The sequence below is a fragment of the Variovorax nitratireducens genome (assembly GCF_051216545.1).
Classification (GTDB): Bacteria; Pseudomonadota; Gammaproteobacteria; order Burkholderiales; family Burkholderiaceae_C; genus Variovorax.
The window spans coordinates 24,925-40,905 of sequence record NZ_JBPJZO010000002.1 but is presented as its reverse complement, the minus strand read 5'-3'; the positions used below and the strand labels follow the sequence as shown (position 1 = coordinate 40,905).

At 67.7% G+C, this 15,981-nt stretch carries 14 protein-coding genes and 1 pseudogene; 10 read left to right on the top strand and 5 right to left on the bottom strand.

All coding sequences use genetic code 11. From position 1 onward, the window contains the following. Positions 1-58 precede the first annotated feature (58 nt). The 3 genes from mreC (at position 59) to mrdA (ending at position 3,628) form a co-directional block, all read left to right on the top strand. Complete coding sequence (gene mreC, locus ACSFA8_RS05480; RefSeq protein ID WP_435478506.1) at positions 59-1,042, top strand: rod shape-determining protein MreC; 984 nt, start codon at positions 59-61, stop codon at positions 1,040-1,042. Continuing rightward, positions 1,039-1,560, top strand: coding sequence for a rod shape-determining protein MreD (gene mreD, locus ACSFA8_RS05475; RefSeq protein ID WP_435478505.1), 522 nt, complete (start codon positions 1,039-1,041; stop codon positions 1,558-1,560). The genes mreC and mreD overlap by 4 nt, the downstream gene beginning before the upstream one ends. A gap of 97 nt (positions 1,561-1,657) precedes the next feature. Continuing rightward, a complete protein-coding gene (gene mrdA / locus ACSFA8_RS05470) occupies positions 1,658-3,628 on the top strand; it encodes a penicillin-binding protein 2 (RefSeq protein WP_435478504.1) in 1,971 nt (656 codons plus the stop codon). An 8-nt stretch (positions 3,629-3,636) separates the two neighbouring features. Here mrdA and ACSFA8_RS05465 read toward each other — a convergent pair whose 3' ends face one another. Beyond that, complete coding sequence (locus ACSFA8_RS05465) at positions 3,637-3,825, bottom strand: short-chain dehydrogenase (protein WP_435478503.1); 189 nt, start codon at positions 3,823-3,825, stop codon at positions 3,637-3,639. A 328-nt stretch (positions 3,826-4,153) separates the two neighbouring features. On the opposite strand from ACSFA8_RS05465, the gene ACSFA8_RS05460 reads away from it, so the two are divergent. Beyond that, the gene (locus tag ACSFA8_RS05460; protein ID WP_435478502.1) at positions 4,154-5,215 is read left to right on the top strand and encodes an ABC transporter substrate-binding protein; all 1,062 of its coding nucleotides are present in this window, start codon (positions 4,154-4,156) and stop codon (positions 5,213-5,215) included. Between the two features lie 62 nt (positions 5,216-5,277). Here the strand turns inward: ACSFA8_RS05460 and ACSFA8_RS05455 are convergent. From ACSFA8_RS05455 to ACSFA8_RS05440, 4 genes and pseudogenes are all read right to left on the bottom strand, one after another. Then, positions 5,278-5,448: pseudogene (locus tag ACSFA8_RS05455) on the bottom strand (sulfite exporter TauE/SafE family protein); the annotation flags it as partial. A gap of 347 nt (positions 5,449-5,795) precedes the next feature. Beyond that, positions 5,796-6,257, bottom strand: a complete 462-nt coding sequence (locus ACSFA8_RS05450; RefSeq protein ID WP_435478501.1) for a methyltransferase family protein — start codon at positions 6,255-6,257, stop codon at positions 5,796-5,798. Between the two features lie 24 nt (positions 6,258-6,281). After that, positions 6,282-7,913 carry a GMC family oxidoreductase gene (locus ACSFA8_RS05445; protein ID WP_435478500.1) on the bottom strand — a complete coding sequence of 544 codons (1,632 nt, stop codon included), beginning with the start codon at positions 7,911-7,913 and terminating at the stop codon, positions 6,282-6,284. An 88-nt stretch (positions 7,914-8,001) separates the two neighbouring features. Continuing rightward, on the bottom strand, positions 8,002-9,426 hold the full coding sequence (locus ACSFA8_RS05440) for an aminotransferase-like domain-containing protein (protein WP_435478499.1): 1,425 nt from the start codon (positions 9,424-9,426) through the stop codon (positions 8,002-8,004). 182 nt (positions 9,427-9,608) lie between these two features. Here ACSFA8_RS05440 and ACSFA8_RS05435 point away from each other — a divergent pair, with 182 nt between their 5' ends. The 6 genes from ACSFA8_RS05435 to ACSFA8_RS05410 are packed head-to-tail and all read left to right on the top strand — an operon-like array spanning position 9,609 to position 15,848. Beyond that, the gene (locus ACSFA8_RS05435) at positions 9,609-11,225 is read left to right on the top strand and encodes an ABC transporter substrate-binding protein (protein ID WP_435478498.1); all 1,617 of its coding nucleotides are present in this window, start codon (positions 9,609-9,611) and stop codon (positions 11,223-11,225) included. A 52-nt stretch (positions 11,226-11,277) separates the two neighbouring features. Then, a complete protein-coding gene (locus ACSFA8_RS05430; RefSeq protein WP_435478497.1) occupies positions 11,278-12,219 on the top strand; it encodes an ABC transporter permease in 942 nt (313 codons plus the stop codon). Positions 12,220-12,221: 2 nt separating this feature from the next. Next, positions 12,222-13,094, top strand: a complete 873-nt coding sequence (locus tag ACSFA8_RS05425; RefSeq protein WP_435478496.1) for an ABC transporter permease — start codon at positions 12,222-12,224, stop codon at positions 13,092-13,094. A gap of 20 nt (positions 13,095-13,114) precedes the next feature. Next, positions 13,115-14,767, top strand: a complete 1,653-nt coding sequence (locus tag ACSFA8_RS05420) for a dipeptide ABC transporter ATP-binding protein (RefSeq protein ID WP_435478495.1) — start codon at positions 13,115-13,117, stop codon at positions 14,765-14,767. Continuing rightward, positions 14,767-15,504, top strand: a complete 738-nt coding sequence (locus ACSFA8_RS05415; protein ID WP_435478494.1) for an AzlC family ABC transporter permease — start codon at positions 14,767-14,769, stop codon at positions 15,502-15,504. Before ACSFA8_RS05420 ends, ACSFA8_RS05415 begins: the two co-directional genes overlap by 1 nt. Further along, on the top strand, positions 15,504-15,848 hold the full coding sequence (locus tag ACSFA8_RS05410; RefSeq protein ID WP_435478493.1) for an AzlD domain-containing protein: 345 nt from the start codon (positions 15,504-15,506) through the stop codon (positions 15,846-15,848). The genes ACSFA8_RS05415 and ACSFA8_RS05410 overlap by 1 nt, the downstream gene beginning before the upstream one ends. The last annotated feature ends 133 nt before the right edge of the window (positions 15,849-15,981 follow it).

Genomic DNA, 15,981 nt, shown 5'->3' with positions numbered 1-15,981 from the left:
TGTCCGCTCTGCGGCACCCACGAAAATTCAGGTGGTTTCTCTGGCGTAATGACGCACCATGCCGCTCGGCACCCTTGACCGCACCGCGCCGCCCCTCTTCAACCAGGGGCCGTCGGCGCTCAGCAAGCTGATCTTCTTCAGCGCGCTTTCACTGTTCCTGATGGTGGCGGATGCGCGCTTCGACATCGTGCGGCCGGTGCGCGCCGCCGTTGGCGCGTTGCTGTACCCGGTGCAGTGGATCGCGCTGAAGCCGGTGCAGATGGCCCTCGGCGGCACGCGCTATTTCGAAGACCTGCAGGTAGCCCAACGCAACGAGGCCGACGCGCGCCGTGCGCTGGCGCTCCAGTCCGAGCGCGCCGGCCAGGCCGACGCACTGGCGCAGGAGAACGCGCGGCTGCGCGCGATGCTCGATCTGCGTGCCACCACCGACACGCCGGGCCGCGTTGCCGAGGTGCTGTACGACGCGGCCGACCCCTACACCCGCAAGCTGATCCTCGACCAGGGCATGACGCAGGGCATCGTGGCCGGTTCGCCCGTGATCGACGAGCACGGCGTGCTCGGGCAGGTGACGCAGGTGCAACCCTTCACCAGCGAAGTGACGCTGGTGATCGACCGCGACCTTTCCATTCCGGTGCAGAACGCCCGTACCGGTGCGCGCAGCGTGGCGTTCGGCGAGGCCAGCGCGCACGGCGGCGGGCTCGAACTGCGCTTCATGCAGGCCAACTCCGATGTGCAGGAAGGCGACCTGCTCACCACCAGCGGGGTGGATGGCGTCTACCCGCCGGGGCTGCCGGTCGCCAAGATCGACCGCATCGAACGCCGGGCCGATTCGGCCTTTGCGCGCATCCATTGCGTGCCGCTGGCCGGCGTCACGGCCGCGCGCTATGTGATGGTGCTGTCGCCGTTGAGCGCGCGCGCCGCGCCGCGTCCGGCGGCACCGGCTGCGGCGCCCACGGCTGCCGCGAAGAAGAAGGCCGACAGAGAAAAGGCAGACAAAGACAAGGCTGACAAGGCTGAAAAGAAAGGCGCGGCAGCACGATGATCATGCGTCCTGGCCAACAGCAGCTGCTGCTGCCGGTAAGCCCGCTCTTCATGTGGGGCAGCCTGTTTCTGGCGCTGGTGATCGACATGCTGCCGCTCGGCCGCATCGCCTGGATGCCTGACGTGCTGGCGCTGGCCATCGTGTTCTGGAGCGTGCACCAGCCCACCCGCATCGGCATCGGCGTGGCGTTCGTGTTCGGCCTGTGCATGGACGTGCACCAGTCGGCCATGCTGGGGCAGCATGCGCTGTCGTACACCACGCTCGGCTTCCTGGCGATCATGATCCACCGCCGCCTGCTCTGGTACCCCGTGGCGTCGCAGGCATTGCAGTTGCTGCCGCTGTTCGCGCTGTCGCACCTGATCGAACTGGCGATCCGCATGGTAGGTGGCGGCGTGTTCCCGGGCTGGAACCTGCTGCTGGCGCCGGCGCTCGAAACCGCACTCTGGCCGCTGGCCAGCCTGCTGCTGCTGGCCCCGCAGAAACGCACGCCTGAGCCCGATGCCAATCGGCCACTGTGATGCTGGTTGCTACCAAAGCCATAGCGTGGCGCGCAGGCCCGGCGGGGGCTGCCACCCGATTGCCATTGAACACCCGGAAGCCTAAGCTCCAGCCCCGATGACCGAGATTCGCAACGTCGCCGCCGACCTCGCGCGCTTCAAGCGCCGCGTGATCGTGATCGGCCTCGTGGTGCTGACGGCCTTCAGCCTGCTGTGCATGCGGCTGGTCTACCTGCAGGTGGTGCGCCACGAAGACCTGGCCGAACAGGCCGAGAACAACCGCACCGCGATCGTGCCGGTGGTGCCGAACCGCGGCTTGATCCTGGATCGCAACGGCATCACGCTGGCCTCGAACTATTCGGCCTACACGCTGGAAATCACGCCTTCAAAAGCCGGCGATGTCGAGCAGACCATCGACGGCCTGGCCGAGGTGCTGGAAGTGACGCCGCGCGATCGCCGGCGCTTCAAGCGGCTGCGCGAGGACTCGCGCAACTTCGACTCGGTTCCGATCCGCACCCGCCTGAGCGACGAGGAGGTGGCCCGCTTCGCGGCGCAGCGCTACCGTTTCCCGGGTGTCGAGATCAAGGCGCGGCTGTTCCGCAACTACCCCCACGGCGAGATTGCGAGCCATGTGCTCGGCTACATCGGCCGCATCAACCAGACCGAGAAAGCCGCGATGGAGGAGTGGGAGGACGAGGACTTCGCCAACTACAAAGGCACCGAGTACATCGGCAAGCTCGGCATCGAACAAAGCTACGAGAAGACGCTGCACGGCCAGACCGGCGTCGAGCAGATGGAAACCTCGGCCGGCGGACGCGCGGTGCGGCGCCTCGCGGGCCATCCGGCCACGCCCGGCAACACGGTGATGCTGTCGCTCGACATCAAGCTGCAGAAGCTGGTCGAGGACATGTACGGCGAGCGCCGCGGCGCGCTGGTCGCGATCGACCCCAAGACCGGCGAGGTGCTGGCCTTCGTGAGCAAGCCGACCTTCGACCCCAACCTGTTCGTTGAGGGCATCGACAGCGAAAGCTGGAAGGAGCTCAGCGAATCGCTCGACAAGCCGCTGCTGAACCGCGCGCTGCGCGGCACCTACCCGCCCGGCTCGACCTACAAGCCTTTCATGGCGATGGCTGCCCTGCAAACGGGCAAGCGCGGGCCGAACGTGGTCGTCAACGACCCGGGGTATTTCAATTTCGGCGGGCATCGCTTCGGCAGCCCCGAGGGCAACATCGGTGGCGTCGACATGCGCCGCTCGATCCAGCTGTCGAGCAACATCTACTACTACTCGCTGGCCAACGAGATGGGCGTGGATCTGATCCACGACTTCATGAAGCCGATGGGGTTTGGCCAGATCACGGGCATCGACCTGGGCGGCGAGCTGCGCGGCGTGTTGCCGAGCACCGAGTGGAAACGCAATGCCTACAAGCGGCCCGAGGCGAAGAAGTGGTACGCGGGCGAGACCATTTCGCTCGGCATCGGGCAGGGCTACAACACTTTCACTATGCTGCAGCTGGCCCAGGCGACGGCCATCTTGGCCGATGGCGGCCTCAAGCACCGGCCGCACCTGGTGCTCGCGACGCGCGACGCGGTCAGCGGCAAGGCCGTGCCGGTCGAGCAACCGCCGGTCGTCGACCTCGGCTATGCGCCGGCCAACGTGGCGGTGGTGCGCGAGGGGCTGCAGGCGGTGATCACCGCCGGCACCGCGCGCGGCGTGTTCGCCGGCGCGCCCTACACGGCGGCTGGCAAGACCGGCACCGCGCAGGCGGTCAGCCAGGCGCAGAACACCAAGTACAACGCCCGCGCGCTCGAAGAGCACCAGCGTGACCATGCACTCTTCATGGCGTTCGCACCGGCCAACGACCCGAAGATCGCACTGGCGGTGATCGTGGAAAACGCGGGGTGGGGTGCCGGTGCCGCTGCGCCGATCGCGCGGCGTGTGTTCGACTACTGGTTGCTCGGCCAGTACCCGAGCGAGGCCGACATGGCGGCGATCAAGGTGGGCAAGGCCGCCGCGCCGATCGGCAAGCCGCGGCTGGCGAGCGAAGCGGCCTGGCCAGCGCCGACGACGACGCCTGCGACCGCGCCCTGAATCTCAACTCACCACTCGCCGGTTTCGCGCACCCGTTGATCGGGATCTAGGCGGTTGAGCCGCTCTTGCTGCAACTGCGCGTTGAGGTTGTTCCGGCGCTGCGAAAGAACCCCGAAATGACGCGCCACGGCGGTCACCATGGCCGGTCGCGGCGGCGCGGAAGCGGGCGTGCGGGTCAGGCTGTGCTGGCTGTGCATGGTGATTCCTTAAAGGAGTCTCGATGATCGATCCGGTTCGGCGGTTGTATCCAAAAGTTTTCGTGAACTCCTTGGGCTTTCAGGCCACTGATCGACCTGCCGTCGCGCACCGGCCACACTGGCTGGCTACGGGTTAACCCTCGATTTGCAAGGGTTAACCCTCAATCTGTACGCTCCTGGCTTTTGTAAACAATCGTTACAGAGAACGATGGCGGCGAAGCGCGCCGGAAAGGTTACGGACATGGGGAAGCAAGAAGGAATTTGGCTCGGGGGCTGGCATCGCGCATGCGCGGCCGTTTTTTTGCTGGCGGGCGTTCACTGGAATGCGATGGCCGCCGGTGAGCCCATCGTCATCGGTCAGGTCGCGCCTTTCACGGGCTCGCAGGCGGTCACGGGCCGCGCCATCCACGCCGGCGCCAAGCTGTATTTCGATGCCGTCAATGCCAAGGGCGGGGTGCGGGGGCGGCCGATCAAGTTCGTGACCCGCGACGATGCGCAAAAGGTGGAGGAAAGCGTGCGCCTGACGCGCGAGATCATCACCGCCGAATCGCCGGTCGCGCTGATCGGAACGGTGGGCACCGCCAACCTCGAGGCGATCGCCAAGGACGGCGTGCTGGCGCAGCAGAAGATCGCGATGATCGGCGCCGTCTCGGGCGCCACCAGCGTGGCGCAGGCGCCCGGCATGCACGTGGTGAAGGCGAGCTACCAGGACGAGGTGGCGCGGCTGTTCAGCCAACTCTCCGGCGTGGGCGTGCAGCGGGTGGGCCTGCTGTTCCAGGACGACAGCCTGGGCCGCGATGTGCTGGCCGGCGCCGAGGCGGCCGCCAAGCGCTATGGCATGCAGCTCGTCGTGCGTGCCGGCTACCCGCGCAACACCGTCGCCGTCGAGCAGGCCGTGGCCGAGATCGCCAAGGCCAAGGTGCAGGTGGTCTTCCTGGGGGCGACAACGGCGGCGGGCATCGAGTTCGTCAAGCAATACGTGGCCGTGGGTGGGGCCGGCAGCATGGTCTACGGCATGTCGATCATCGACACCGATGCGCTGCTCAAGGCGCTCGGTCCCGAGCGCGCGCGCGGCTACGCTTTTTCGGTCGTTCTGCCGCAGGGTAGCGATCGCAGCACCGTCGCACGCGAGTACCAGCAGCTGCGCCAGGCCTCCAGCGACGCGGATCTTTCGGCGCGCTCGATGGAGGGCTTCATCGCCGCCAAGGCGCTGGTCAAGGTGATGGAGGGTGCCAACACCCTCAACGCGGCCGGGATCGCCGCCGCGCTGGCCTCCGCGAAAGCCGTCGACGTCGGCGGCTACCTGCTCGACTTCAGCACCAAGGGTCAGACAGCCTCGCGCTACGTCGACTTCGCGATGTTCGGCGGCGGCGGCAAGCTGATCCAGTGACCAGCGGCCCGCTCACCGCAGGAACGCGTCGTAGCCGGTCTTGAGAATGAGGGCGCTCACGGCCACGATGAACACGCCGCGCACGAAGCCAGCACCGTGGTTGAGCGCGACGCGGGTGGCGCGCCCGGAAACGTGGCGAACAGCGCGGGCACCAGAATGAGGCCGCCGCCGCCCACGATCGAATCGACAAAGCCCTCGAGCAGCGAGGCGCCCGTCACCACCAGCATTTCCATGGCGGCCAATTTCGCACCGGGATTTGCTATCAAATCAATAGCTAAAAGTGTCCGGTCGGTCGGTGCTGCAGTTCGATTCGCCATAAAAAAAGCGCCGACCAGCGGCGCTTTTTAAAGGGTGGGCATCTCGTGAGCGGATGCCTTTGGAATCGTTTTATTAGTTCGCGAAGTTTTGTCTCCTCGGCCCCGCCCTGACGGGCATGGCCCGTTGCGAGTGGCGAGACTGTAGAGGCCGCACCGTGGCAGTGCATTGGGGGATACCCGTTCCACCCTTGTTCTTGCGGGGCAAATTTGTATCCGAAAGTTAACCTCCGGCACGACGCGCTACTCGCTGGCGCGGGCAGGCCTCACAGCCACCTGCGGACGCGTGACCGGTATGAAGCGTAGTCAGCGCCGAACTTGGCCACGAGCACTCGCTCTTCAGCGTCGATCTGGAACCGGTTGATATACGTGATGAAGGCGACCGGCCCTGCAAGGGACAGCGGCGACGAGAGCAGAACTGCCCAGGCAAGAAGCCCCAGCAGCAGGCCCACGTACATCGGGTTTCGAGTGATCCGATAGACGCCCGACGTGACAAGCGCAGTGGCCCGCTCGGGACGCAGAGGGTTCACGGTGGTCTTTGCACGCTTGAAAGCCAATGCTCCGGCAGAACTGAAACCCAAGCCGGCGAGGGCGATACAAACGGCGACGGCGACCCGAAGCTGTGAAGACACTTCGATGCGAGGCAGGGCTGTTGAAAGCAGCCACATGACCGGAAGCACCAGAAGGGCAACGACGGGCGGAGGGATTTTGTGTTCCAGGGATGCCATGTGCGAAGTGAAAGCAGCCTCGGCCTACGCGCGTGCGTCGGCCCGGATCCACGCGGCCGCCTTCTCGGCCATCATCAAGGTCGGGCTGTTGGTGTTGCCGCTGGTGATGGTCGGCATCGCGCCGGCGTCGACCACGCGCAGTCCCTGGATCCCGCGCACGCGCAGGCGCGAATCAAGCACTGCCATGGGGTCGTTGTCGGCGCCCATCTTGGTGGTGCCGACCGGGTGGAAGATCGTGGTGGCGATGTCGCCGGCCAGGCGCGCGAGTTCTTCGTCGCTTTGGTACTGCACGCCCGGCTTCCACTCTTCTGGCTTGTACCTGGCCAGCGCGGGCTGGGCCGCGATGCGGCGTGTCACGCGCAGCGAGTCGGCCGCAACCTTGCGGTCTTCGGCGGTGCTCAGGTAGTTCGGTGCGATGGCCGGCGCGTCCTGGTAGCGGCTGCTCTTGATGCGCACCGTGCCGCGGCTGGTCGGGTTGAGGTTGCACACGCTCGCGGTGAAGGCCGGAAAGCTGTGCAGCGGCTCACCGAAAGCGTCGAGCGACAGCGGCTGCACGTGGTACTCGAGGTTCGGGTGCTCATGCTCGGGCGAACTGCGCGTGAAGGCCCCGAGCTGCGACGGCGCCATGCTCATCGGGCCGGTTCGCTTCATCAAATACTCGAGGCCGATCTTCGCCTTGCCGAGCGTCGACGAGGCCAGCACGTTGAGCGTCGGCGCGCCGTCGATCTTGAACACGGCGCGGATCTGCAGGTGATCCTGCAGGTTGGCGCCGACGCCGGGCAGGTCGGCCACCAGCGGAATGCCGTGCTGTTGCAGCAGGTCGGCCGGGCCGATGCCCGACAGCTGCAGCACCTGCGGCGAGCCGATGCTGCCGCCGCAGAGCAGCACTTCGCGCGTCGCATGCGCGGTGACCATCTCGTGGCCGTCCCACACCTGCACGCCGGTGCAGCGCTGCGTGCCGTCGGGCTGTGTCTCGACGATCAGCTTCGTGACGTGGGCGTTGACCCACATCTCGAAGTTGGGCCGGCCGTAGCAGGTCGGACGCAGGAAGGCCTTGGCCGTGTTCCAGCGCCAACCGTCCTTCTGATTGACCTGGAAGTAGCCCACGCCTTCGTTGCTGCCGCGATTGAAATCGCTGGAATGCGGAATGCCGGCTTCCTGCGCCGCCAGCGCGAATGCGTCGAGGATGTCCCAGCGCAGGCGCTGCTTCTCGACCCGCCACTCGCCGCCGGCGCCGTGCACTTCGTCGGCACCGAGGTAATAGTCCTCGTGCTGCTTGAAGGCGGGCAGCACGTTCTGCCAGCGCCACTCGTCGTCGCCGGTGAGGGCGGCCCACTGGTCGTAGTCGCGCGCCTGACCGCGCATGTAGATCATGCCGTTGATGCTGGAGCAGCCGCCCAGCGTCTTGCCGCGCGGATAGCGCAGCGTGCGGCCGTTGAGCCCGGCATCGGGTTCGGTGCTGTAGAGCCAGTCGGTACGCGGGTTGCCGATGCAGTAGAGATACCCGACCGGGATGTGGATCCAGTGATAGTCGTCCTTGCGGCCGGCCTCGATCAGCAGCGTGCGCTTCTGCGAATCACGAGTCAGCCGGTTGCACATCAACGCCCCGGCGGTGCCGCCGCCGATGACGATGTAGTCGAATGTGGTGTCGCTCAACGCGTTGTCTCCAGATCAGGAAAAAGCCCGAGCCGGTGTATCCGGGCCTCGGGCGTTGCAGTTTAGGCGCCAATGACTGGGGGCCTGCTCAGCGGGCTGGAGTCCGCGGCGGGCGGGAGCGCCCGCCTTCCTCCGCGAGGTACCGGTAGAGCCGGGGATCGTCGGCATAGCCCACGTTGAAGCGCAGCCACGGCGTCGGGCGCAGGTCGGTGCGGAACAGGTCACCGGGCGCCAGCAGGAAGCCTTCGGCGATGGCGCGCTGTGCGAGCGCGCGCATGTCGACGTCGTCGCGCTCGAAGCGCGCCCACAGGAACGGCCCGCCGGCCGGCCGCATGAAGAGCTGCATGCCGGCCGCTTCCAGCCCGTCGCACACCTTCTCCTGCGCTTGGCGCAGTCGCGTGGCCAGTTGCGTGAGGTGGGCCCGGAAACGACCCTCGGCCAGCACGCCGTGCAGCAGCTTCTCGTTGAGCTCCGAGGTGGTGAGGCTATTGACCATCTTGTGAAGGATCAGCTTCTCGGCGAACTCCTCGCTGCAGGCCACGAAACCCACCCGCAGGCTGGGCGACACGGTCTTCGAGAAGCTACCGATGTGGATCACGCGCTGCAGGCGGTCGAGGCTCGCCAGCGAGGTGGCGCCGGGCGACTCGAGGCCTGACATCGCGTCGTTGTCGACGATGTGAAAATCCAGCTGCTCCGCCAGCCGCAGCAACTGGTAGGCGACCGCCGGGCTGCACTGGCTGCCGGTGGGGTTGTGCAGGTTGGCGGTCGTGAAGAAGGCCTTGGCCCGGTGTCGCTGCGCCAGCGTGCGCAGCGCCTCGAGGTCGGGGCCTTGCGCGGTGCGCTCGATGCCCACGAGCTTCAGGTCGAGCGAACGCAGCATGGCGAACAGGTTGGTCGAACTGGGCTCGTCGACCAGCACCACGTCGTGCGGCTGCAGCAGGCAGCGCGCCGCGAGGATGAGCGCCTGCGACGCACCGTGCGTCAGCACGATCTGGTGCGGCGGCGCCTCGATGCCCTTCTGCGCCAGCAGCACCTGGATCTGCTGGCGCAGCGGCAGGTAGCCGTACGGGTTGCCGTAGTTCGCAAGGCCGGCAGCCGACTTGCGCGAGAGCGCGGCCAGCGCGCGCCGAACGCCTTCGGTGTGCAGCAGTTCCGGCGGCACCCAGCCGCAGCCCGCGTTCAGCAGGCTCCGGTCGTCCTCGTACACATGCTTGAGCAGCCACAGCGAATCGACCGAGGTGCGGCCCGCGAAAGGCTTGCGCCGTGCGCCGGAACGTTCGGGGGCCGCGACGTAGTAGCCGCTCGCGCTGCGCGCCTCGACATGGCCCTCGGCCACTAGGCGCTGGTAGGCGTTGGTCACCGTCATGGTGCTCACGGCGCACGATTTCGCCAGCCCGCGAACCGACGGCAGCTTGTCGCCCGGTTTCATCGCACTCGACGAGATGTCGTGCAGCAAGGCGTCGTAGACCTGCCGCACCAGCGGGGTCGAAAGGGTGGGGTTGATAGCGATCATGGTGGCGGGTCGGTGCACGGTTTGTGTGCGGGGCCAGGCCCCAATCGAGTGATCTTGCCTCAACTGTTCTGCAACAGAAAACATAACTGTCTATATGCGTTTCCGGCGATTGCGCTCCCAATGCGGAGCACGCCAGCCCGGATGGGCGGGCCGCGCTCATCAACCCCGAACACCCAACGTCCATGCAGCAACGCTCTCTCGGGCCCGTCGGCCCCACCGGTTTCCTGTCGCGCCGTTTCACGAAGTGGGCCGCCACCGTCCTGCTCGCGGGCGCGGTCATGGCTCCAGCCATGGCGCAGACCAGCACCCTCAAGATCATCCCGAGCAGCAACATCACCGTGCTCGACCCGATCTGGACGACGGCCTACGTGACGCGCAACTTCGGCTACATGGTCTACGACACGCTGTTCGCGACCGATCTCGAAGGCCACATCAAGCCGCAGATGGTCGACAAGTGGAAGGTGTCCGCCGACAACAAGACCTGGACCTTCACGCTGCGCGACGGCCTGGAGTTCCACGACGGCAAGCCGGTCACTGGGGAAGACGTGGTCGCCTCCATCAAGCGCTGGGCCAGCCGCGACACCTTCGGCGCGCAATTGGCCAAGAGCACCGAGCGCTACGAGACCCCCGACGCAAAGACCTTCGTGATCGTGCTGAAGGAGCCCTTCGGCCTGGTGCTCGAAGCGCTGGGCAAGCCGTCGTCGAACGTGCCCTTCATCATGCCCAAGCGCATGGCCGACACCCCGGGCGACACGCAGGTCAAGGAATCGATCGGCTCCGGCCCGTACGTGTTCAAGGCCGACGAGTTCCGCCCCGGCGAACGCGTGGTGTTCACCAAGAACACCCGCTACAAGCCGCGCGCCGAGGCGCCCTCGGGCACGGCCGGTGGCAAGAACGTGTATGTCGACCGCGTCGAATGGCTGATCATCCGCGACGCGCAGACGCAGATGAATGCGCTGCTCAACGGCGAGGCAGACATCCTCGAGCAGCCCGCGTTCGAGCAGTACGCCACATTGCGCACCAACCCCGACGTCAAGCTGGTCGACGCCCAGCCGGCCGGCAACCAGTTCATCCTGCGCTTCAACTTCCTGCAGCCGCCCTTCAATAACGAGAAGGCGCGCCGCGCCGCCATGCTGGCGCTGGGCCAGGAGGCCTTCCTGCGCACGCAGGTCGGCACGCCGGGCCTCACGCGCTACTGCAAGAGCATGTTCCCGTGCGGCACACTGTTCGAGTCGGAACAGACCGGCGACTACACCGGTGTCGCCAATCCGGCCAAAGCCAAGGCCTTGCTGGCCGAAGCCGGCTACAAGGGCGAGCCTGTGGTGCTGATGCGCCCGACCGACAACGCGACCATCGGCAAGCTGCCGCTGGTGGCCAAGCAGCAGCTCGAGCAGGCCGGCTTCAAGGTCGACATGCAGGCCATGGACTGGTCGACGCTGGTGGCTCGCCGCGCCAAGAAGGACGCGCCCTCGGCCGGCGGCTGGAGCGCCTTCATGACCTCCTGGACCGCCTCGGACATTCTCAACCCGATCACCATGGCGATGATGAATGCGACAGGCGAGAAGGGCTGGTTCGGCTGGCAGACCGACGCCAAGCTCGAAGAGATCAAGGCCCAGTTCACGCAGGCCAAGACCGACGCGGACAAGAAAAAGCTGTCCGCTGCGGCCCAACTGCGCGCCTTCGAGACCGCGACCCACGTGCCGGTCGGCCAGTACAACCAGCCCGCCGCCGTGCGCAAGAACATCGACGGCCTGGTGCCGGCGGGTGCGCAGGTGTACTGGAACATCAAGAAGCAATAAGCGACATCGGCGGGGGCCTTGAGGGCCGCCGACCGGCCGCGGAGTTCCTCCTATGCTCACCTTCCTCGGCAAGCGCCTGCTCGCCACCCTGCCCGTGCTGATGGTCGTGGCCATCGCGATCTTCATGATCGTGCGGCTCACGCCCGGCGACCCCGCCGCCGTCATCGGGGGCAACAGCGCCACCAACGAAGACCTGGACCGCATCCGCGTGCAGCTCGGCCTGACGAAGCCGCTGTGGACGCAGTTCGCGATCTGGGGCAACGGCGTACTGCACGGCGACCTGGGCTTCTCCTTCTTCCTGAACAAGCCGGTGACCGAACTCATCGGCCAGCGCATGGAGCCGACGCTGTCGCTGGCGGCCGGTACGCTGCTGCTGGCCGTGCTCATCGCGCTGCCGCTGGGCACGCTGGCGGCCTGGCGCATGGGCGGCTGGCTCGACAAGGCCGTGATGGCCTTCTCGGTGGCCGGCTTCTCGGTGCCGGTGTTCGTGGTCGGCTACGTGCTGATCTACCTGCTCGCGATGAAGCTGCAGTGGTTCCCGGTACAGGGCTACCGGCGTATCGCCGATGGGGTCGGTCCGTGGCTCAACCAGCTGGTGCTGCCCTGCCTGACGCTGGCAATCACTTACGTCGCGCTGCTCTCGCGCGTGACCCGCGCCGCCGTGAGCGAGGCGCTGACCGAGGACTACATCCGCACCGCGCGCGCCAAGGGCATCACCGAGTTGCAGGTGCTCATGCACCATGCGCTGCGCAACGCCGCGGTGCCGGTGGTCACGGTGATCGGCGTGAGCGCCGCGCTGCTGCTCGGCGGCGTGGTCGTCACCGAGACGGTGTATGCCATTCCCGGCCTGGGCCAGCTCACGGTCGACGCGGTGCTCAACCGCGACTTCCCGGTGCTGCAGGGCGTGGTGCTGTTCTTCGCGCTGGTCTACGTCGGCGTCAACCTGCTGGTCGACCTGAGCTATCTCTTCCTCGACCCGCGCATTCGCTACTGATTATGAGCAATCTCCAAAGACTCTGGCGCAACACCGCCGTGCGCGGTGGCCTCGTCGTGCTGGCCGTGCTGGCGCTGCTGGGCGTGTGCGCGCCCTGGCTCGGCACCTTCGACCCGTCGGCGATGGACCCGGGCTTCATCTCGGTGGACGCTGGCACCGCGGGCCAGGTCATGCTGCCCGACGGCAGCCAGATCGCCCACACCTTCTGGATGGGCAGCGACAGCGTGGGGCGCGACGTGTGGAGCCGCGTGCTCTACGGCACGCGCATCTCGATGCTGGTGGGCCTGTTCACCGCCTTCGTCGCCATCGCCTTCGGCTGCCTGCTCGGCATGCTGGCCGGCTACTTCCGGGCGGTCGACGCGGTGCTGATGCGGGTGATGGACGGCGTCATGGCCATCCCGGCCGTGCTGCTGGCCATCACGCTGGTGGCGGTGCTCGGTGCCAACCTGTCGACCGTGGTCCTCGCGATCGCGGTCCCCGAGGTGCCGCGCGTCACGCGCCTGGTGCGCGCGCTGGTGATGAGCCTGCGCGACGAGCCTTTCGTCGAGGCGGCGCGTGCGCTGGCTACACCCGACTTCACCATCCTGTGGCGCGACATCCTGCCCAACGCGCTGGCGCCGCTGATCGTGCAGGGCACCTTCATCGCTGCGTCGGCCGTGTTGACCGAGGCCATCCTGAGCTTCCTCGGCCTGGGTCTGCCGTCGGACGTGCCGACCTGGGGAAACATCATGGCCGAAGGTCGCGTGCAGTTCTCGCAGAGCCCGGGCAACGTGCTGTTCCCCGCGCTATTCCTGGTGCCGACGGTGCTGGCGATCAACCTGCTGGGCGACGGCCTGCGCGACGTGCTCGACCCCAAATTCTCCAAACGCGTGTGAGCCTGCGACCCATGAATGCCATGACCGATTCCCCGGGCCGCGAGCTGATTCTCGAAGTGCGCGGCCTGCAGGTGGGCCTGCCGTCGGATGCGGATCGCCCGCATGCGATCGAACACCTCGACCTGCGCCTGGACGCCGGCCGCACGCTCTGCATCGTGGGCGAGTCCGGCTCCGGCAAGTCCGTGCTGGCGACCACCGTGATGGGCCTGATGGCAAAGGGCCTGACGCTCTCGGCCGGGCAGGTGGTGCTGTCGGGCGAGACGCTGGTCGACCAGGGCCGCTTCATCTCCGACAAGCGCCTGCGACAGCTGCGCGGCACTGGCATGGGGATGGTGTTCCAGGAGCCGATGACGGCGCTGAACCCGGTGCTGAGTTGCGGCGAGCAGGTCGACGAACTGTTGCGCACCCACACGACCTGGGGTGCCGCCGAGCGCAAGGCGCACATCCTCGCGATCTTCGAGCGGGTGCGCCTGCCCGACCCGGCACGCATCTTCGCGAGCTTCCCGCACCAGCTTTCGGGCGGGCAGCGCCAGCGCATCGTGATCGCGATGGCGATCATCCTCAAGCCCCGCCTGCTGATCTGCGACGAGCCGACCACAGCGCTCGACGTGACCACGCAGGCCGAGATCCTCAAGCTCATCGCCGAGTTGCAGGCCGAGGAGGGCAGCGCCGTGCTCTTCATCACCCACGACATGGGCGTGGTCGCAGAGATCGCCGACGAGGTGATGGTGATGCACCGTGGCGCGCTGGTGGAGCAGGGCGCCTGCGAACAGGTGCTGCGCCGCCCGCGCGAGGCCTACACGCGCATGCTGCTCGACGCCGTGCCCGGCATGACGCCGCCGCCCGCGCGCACGCTGCCAGACGGGCCGGCGCTGATAACGGGCGACGGCGTCGGCAAGGTCTACACGCGGCGCGACTGGATGGGCCGCGCCAGGCACAACACCGCGCTGCAGGCCGCGAGCGTCGCGGTGCACCGCGGCGAGACGGTGGGCGTGGTAGGCGAGTCCGGCTCGGGCAAGTCGACCTTCGCGCGCTGCATGATCCGGCTGATCGAACCGAGCGAAGGCCGCATCCTCTGGGGCGATGCGCCGGTGCACGACCTGCCTGAAGGCCGCCTGCGGCCGCTGCGCTCGCGGGTGCAGGTGGTGTTTCAGGATCCGAACCGCTCGCTCAACCCGCGGCGCACCGTGGGCTCATCGATGGTCGAGGGCGCGATGAACTTCGGCATGGACCGCGTGCATGCGCGCCAGACCGCCGAAGAGCTGATGGACCGCATCCAGCTGCCGCGCACCGCGCTTCAGCGTTACCCGCACCAGTTTTCCGGCGGCCAGCGCCAGCGCCTCGCGATCGCACGGGCCATCGCCTGCCAGCCGCAGGTGCTGGTGGCGGACGAGGCGGTGTCGGCGCTCGACGTGTCGGTGCAGGCGCAGATCCTCGAACTGCTGCGCGAGATCCAGCGCGACCTCGGGCTGGGCATTCTCTTCATCACGCACGACCTGCGCGTCGCGGCGCAGCTGTGCGACCGCGTGATCGTGATGAGCCAGGGCCGCATCGTCGAGCAGGGCGCCACGGGGCGCGTGTTCAACGCGCCCGAGAACGACTACACGCGCCGACTGCTGGCCGCCGCGCCGCGCGCGGAACTCGCGGGCCAGCCGGTGCCGACGGCGCTCTGATGCGACGGCCGTTCCTGTCGCCGCGGCTCAACGACCCCACATGGCGCCACGAGTTCACCCAGGGTTGCCGTGACATCAGGGGCCCGGCGCTCGGCACCCTGGCCATGGGCCTGGTCGCCGGCGTGGCGATGGCCAAGAGCGGCGTCGGCCTGGGCGTGATCCTCGGCATGTCGCTGCTGGTGTTCGCCAGTGCGTCGCAACTGGCCTGCCTGCCGCTCATCGCCGCCAACGCGCCGCTGTGGGTAATCGCCGCGACCGCCTGCGTGCTCAACCTGCGCTTCGTAGTGTTCAGCGTCAGCTGGCGGCGCTATTTCGGCGGGCATGGCCGGCCGCAGCGCGTGCTGCTGTCCTACCTGGCCGGTGATCCGGTGTATGCGCGGTTCGTGCAGCGGCATCCGGTGCCCTCGCCGACCGGCCGTGCGACCGTGTCGCAGCAGGGCTACTTCCTCGGCCTGGCACTGACCAACTGGGCCGCCTGGCATGCCGCGTCGCTCGCGGGCATCTTCCTGGCCGACGCCATTCCCACCGCCTGGGGCCTGCACTTCGTCGGCGTGCTGGCACTGCTCGCGCTCGCGCTGCCGATGCTGACCGACCGCGCGGTGCGCTGCTCGGCCCTGGCGGCCGCGTCGGTCGCGCTGGCCACCGCCTCGTGGCCGATGGGCCTGAACGTCGTCGCGGCCATTGCGACGGCCTTCGTGGCCGGGCTCTGGGCCGACCGCCACTGGAACGTGCGCTGATGCATGCGGCCCACGGGATGTACGCCTGGCTCGCGGTGCTGGCGCTGGTGCTGGTGACCGTGCTCACGCGCAGCTTCTTCCTGCTGCCCAACCGCGAACCCCGCCTGCCCGGCTGGCTGCGCCAGGGCCTGCGCCATGCCCCGGTAGCGGCGCTGCTTGCGATGGTGGTGCCCGAGGTCTTGCTGAGCAACGGCCACCTGCTGGCCGACTGGCGGGACGCGCGGCTGTTCGCCGTGGCGGCGGCCTTGCTGTACTACCTGGCCCGGCGAGGCGACGTGACCGGGACAATCCTGGTCGGGACGGCGACGCTGATGCTACTGAGGTTGGGGCTGGGCTGGTCTTGAAACGAAACCACCCCCGAAGCGCCTGCGGCGCTTCCCCCTCAAGGGGGCGACACCGGCGGCCCGGCGAAGCCGGTTCCGCGGTATCCCTGGCCTCTGGCCGCGCCGGTTTCGTGCGATGCGGGTGGCGCGCAGC

Bases quoted from the DNA above. Each gene is read 5' to 3' on its own strand.
- ACSFA8_RS05435 (WP_435478498.1), top strand. From the start codon at position 9,609: ATGCAGCAACGCTCTCTCGGGCCCGTCGGCCCCACCGGTTTCCTGTCG.
- ACSFA8_RS05420 (WP_435478495.1), top strand. From the start codon at position 13,115: ATGACCGATTCCCCGGGCCGCGAGCTGATTCTCGAAGTGCGCGGCCTG.
- mreD (WP_435478505.1), top strand. From the start codon at position 1,039: ATGATCATGCGTCCTGGCCAACAGCAGCTGCTGCTGCCGGTAAGCCCG.
- ACSFA8_RS05465 (WP_435478503.1), bottom strand. From the start codon at position 3,825: ATGCACAGCCAGCACAGCCTGACCCGCACGCCCGCTTCCGCGCCGCCG.
- mreC (WP_435478506.1), top strand. From the start codon at position 59: ATGCCGCTCGGCACCCTTGACCGCACCGCGCCGCCCCTCTTCAACCAG.
- ACSFA8_RS05430 (WP_435478497.1), top strand. From the start codon at position 11,278: ATGCTCACCTTCCTCGGCAAGCGCCTGCTCGCCACCCTGCCCGTGCTG.
- mrdA (WP_435478504.1), top strand. From the start codon at position 1,658: ATGACCGAGATTCGCAACGTCGCCGCCGACCTCGCGCGCTTCAAGCGC.
- ACSFA8_RS05415 (WP_435478494.1), top strand. From the start codon at position 14,767: ATGCGACGGCCGTTCCTGTCGCCGCGGCTCAACGACCCCACATGGCGC.
- ACSFA8_RS05450 (WP_435478501.1), bottom strand. From the start codon at position 6,257: ATGGCATCCCTGGAACACAAAATCCCTCCGCCCGTCGTTGCCCTTCTG.
- ACSFA8_RS05425 (WP_435478496.1), top strand. From the start codon at position 12,222: ATGAGCAATCTCCAAAGACTCTGGCGCAACACCGCCGTGCGCGGTGGC.
- ACSFA8_RS05460 (WP_435478502.1), top strand. From the start codon at position 4,154: ATGGCCGCCGGTGAGCCCATCGTCATCGGTCAGGTCGCGCCTTTCACG.
- ACSFA8_RS05410 (WP_435478493.1), top strand. From the start codon at position 15,504: ATGCATGCGGCCCACGGGATGTACGCCTGGCTCGCGGTGCTGGCGCTG.
- ACSFA8_RS05440 (WP_435478499.1), bottom strand. From the start codon at position 9,426: ATGATCGCTATCAACCCCACCCTTTCGACCCCGCTGGTGCGGCAGGTC.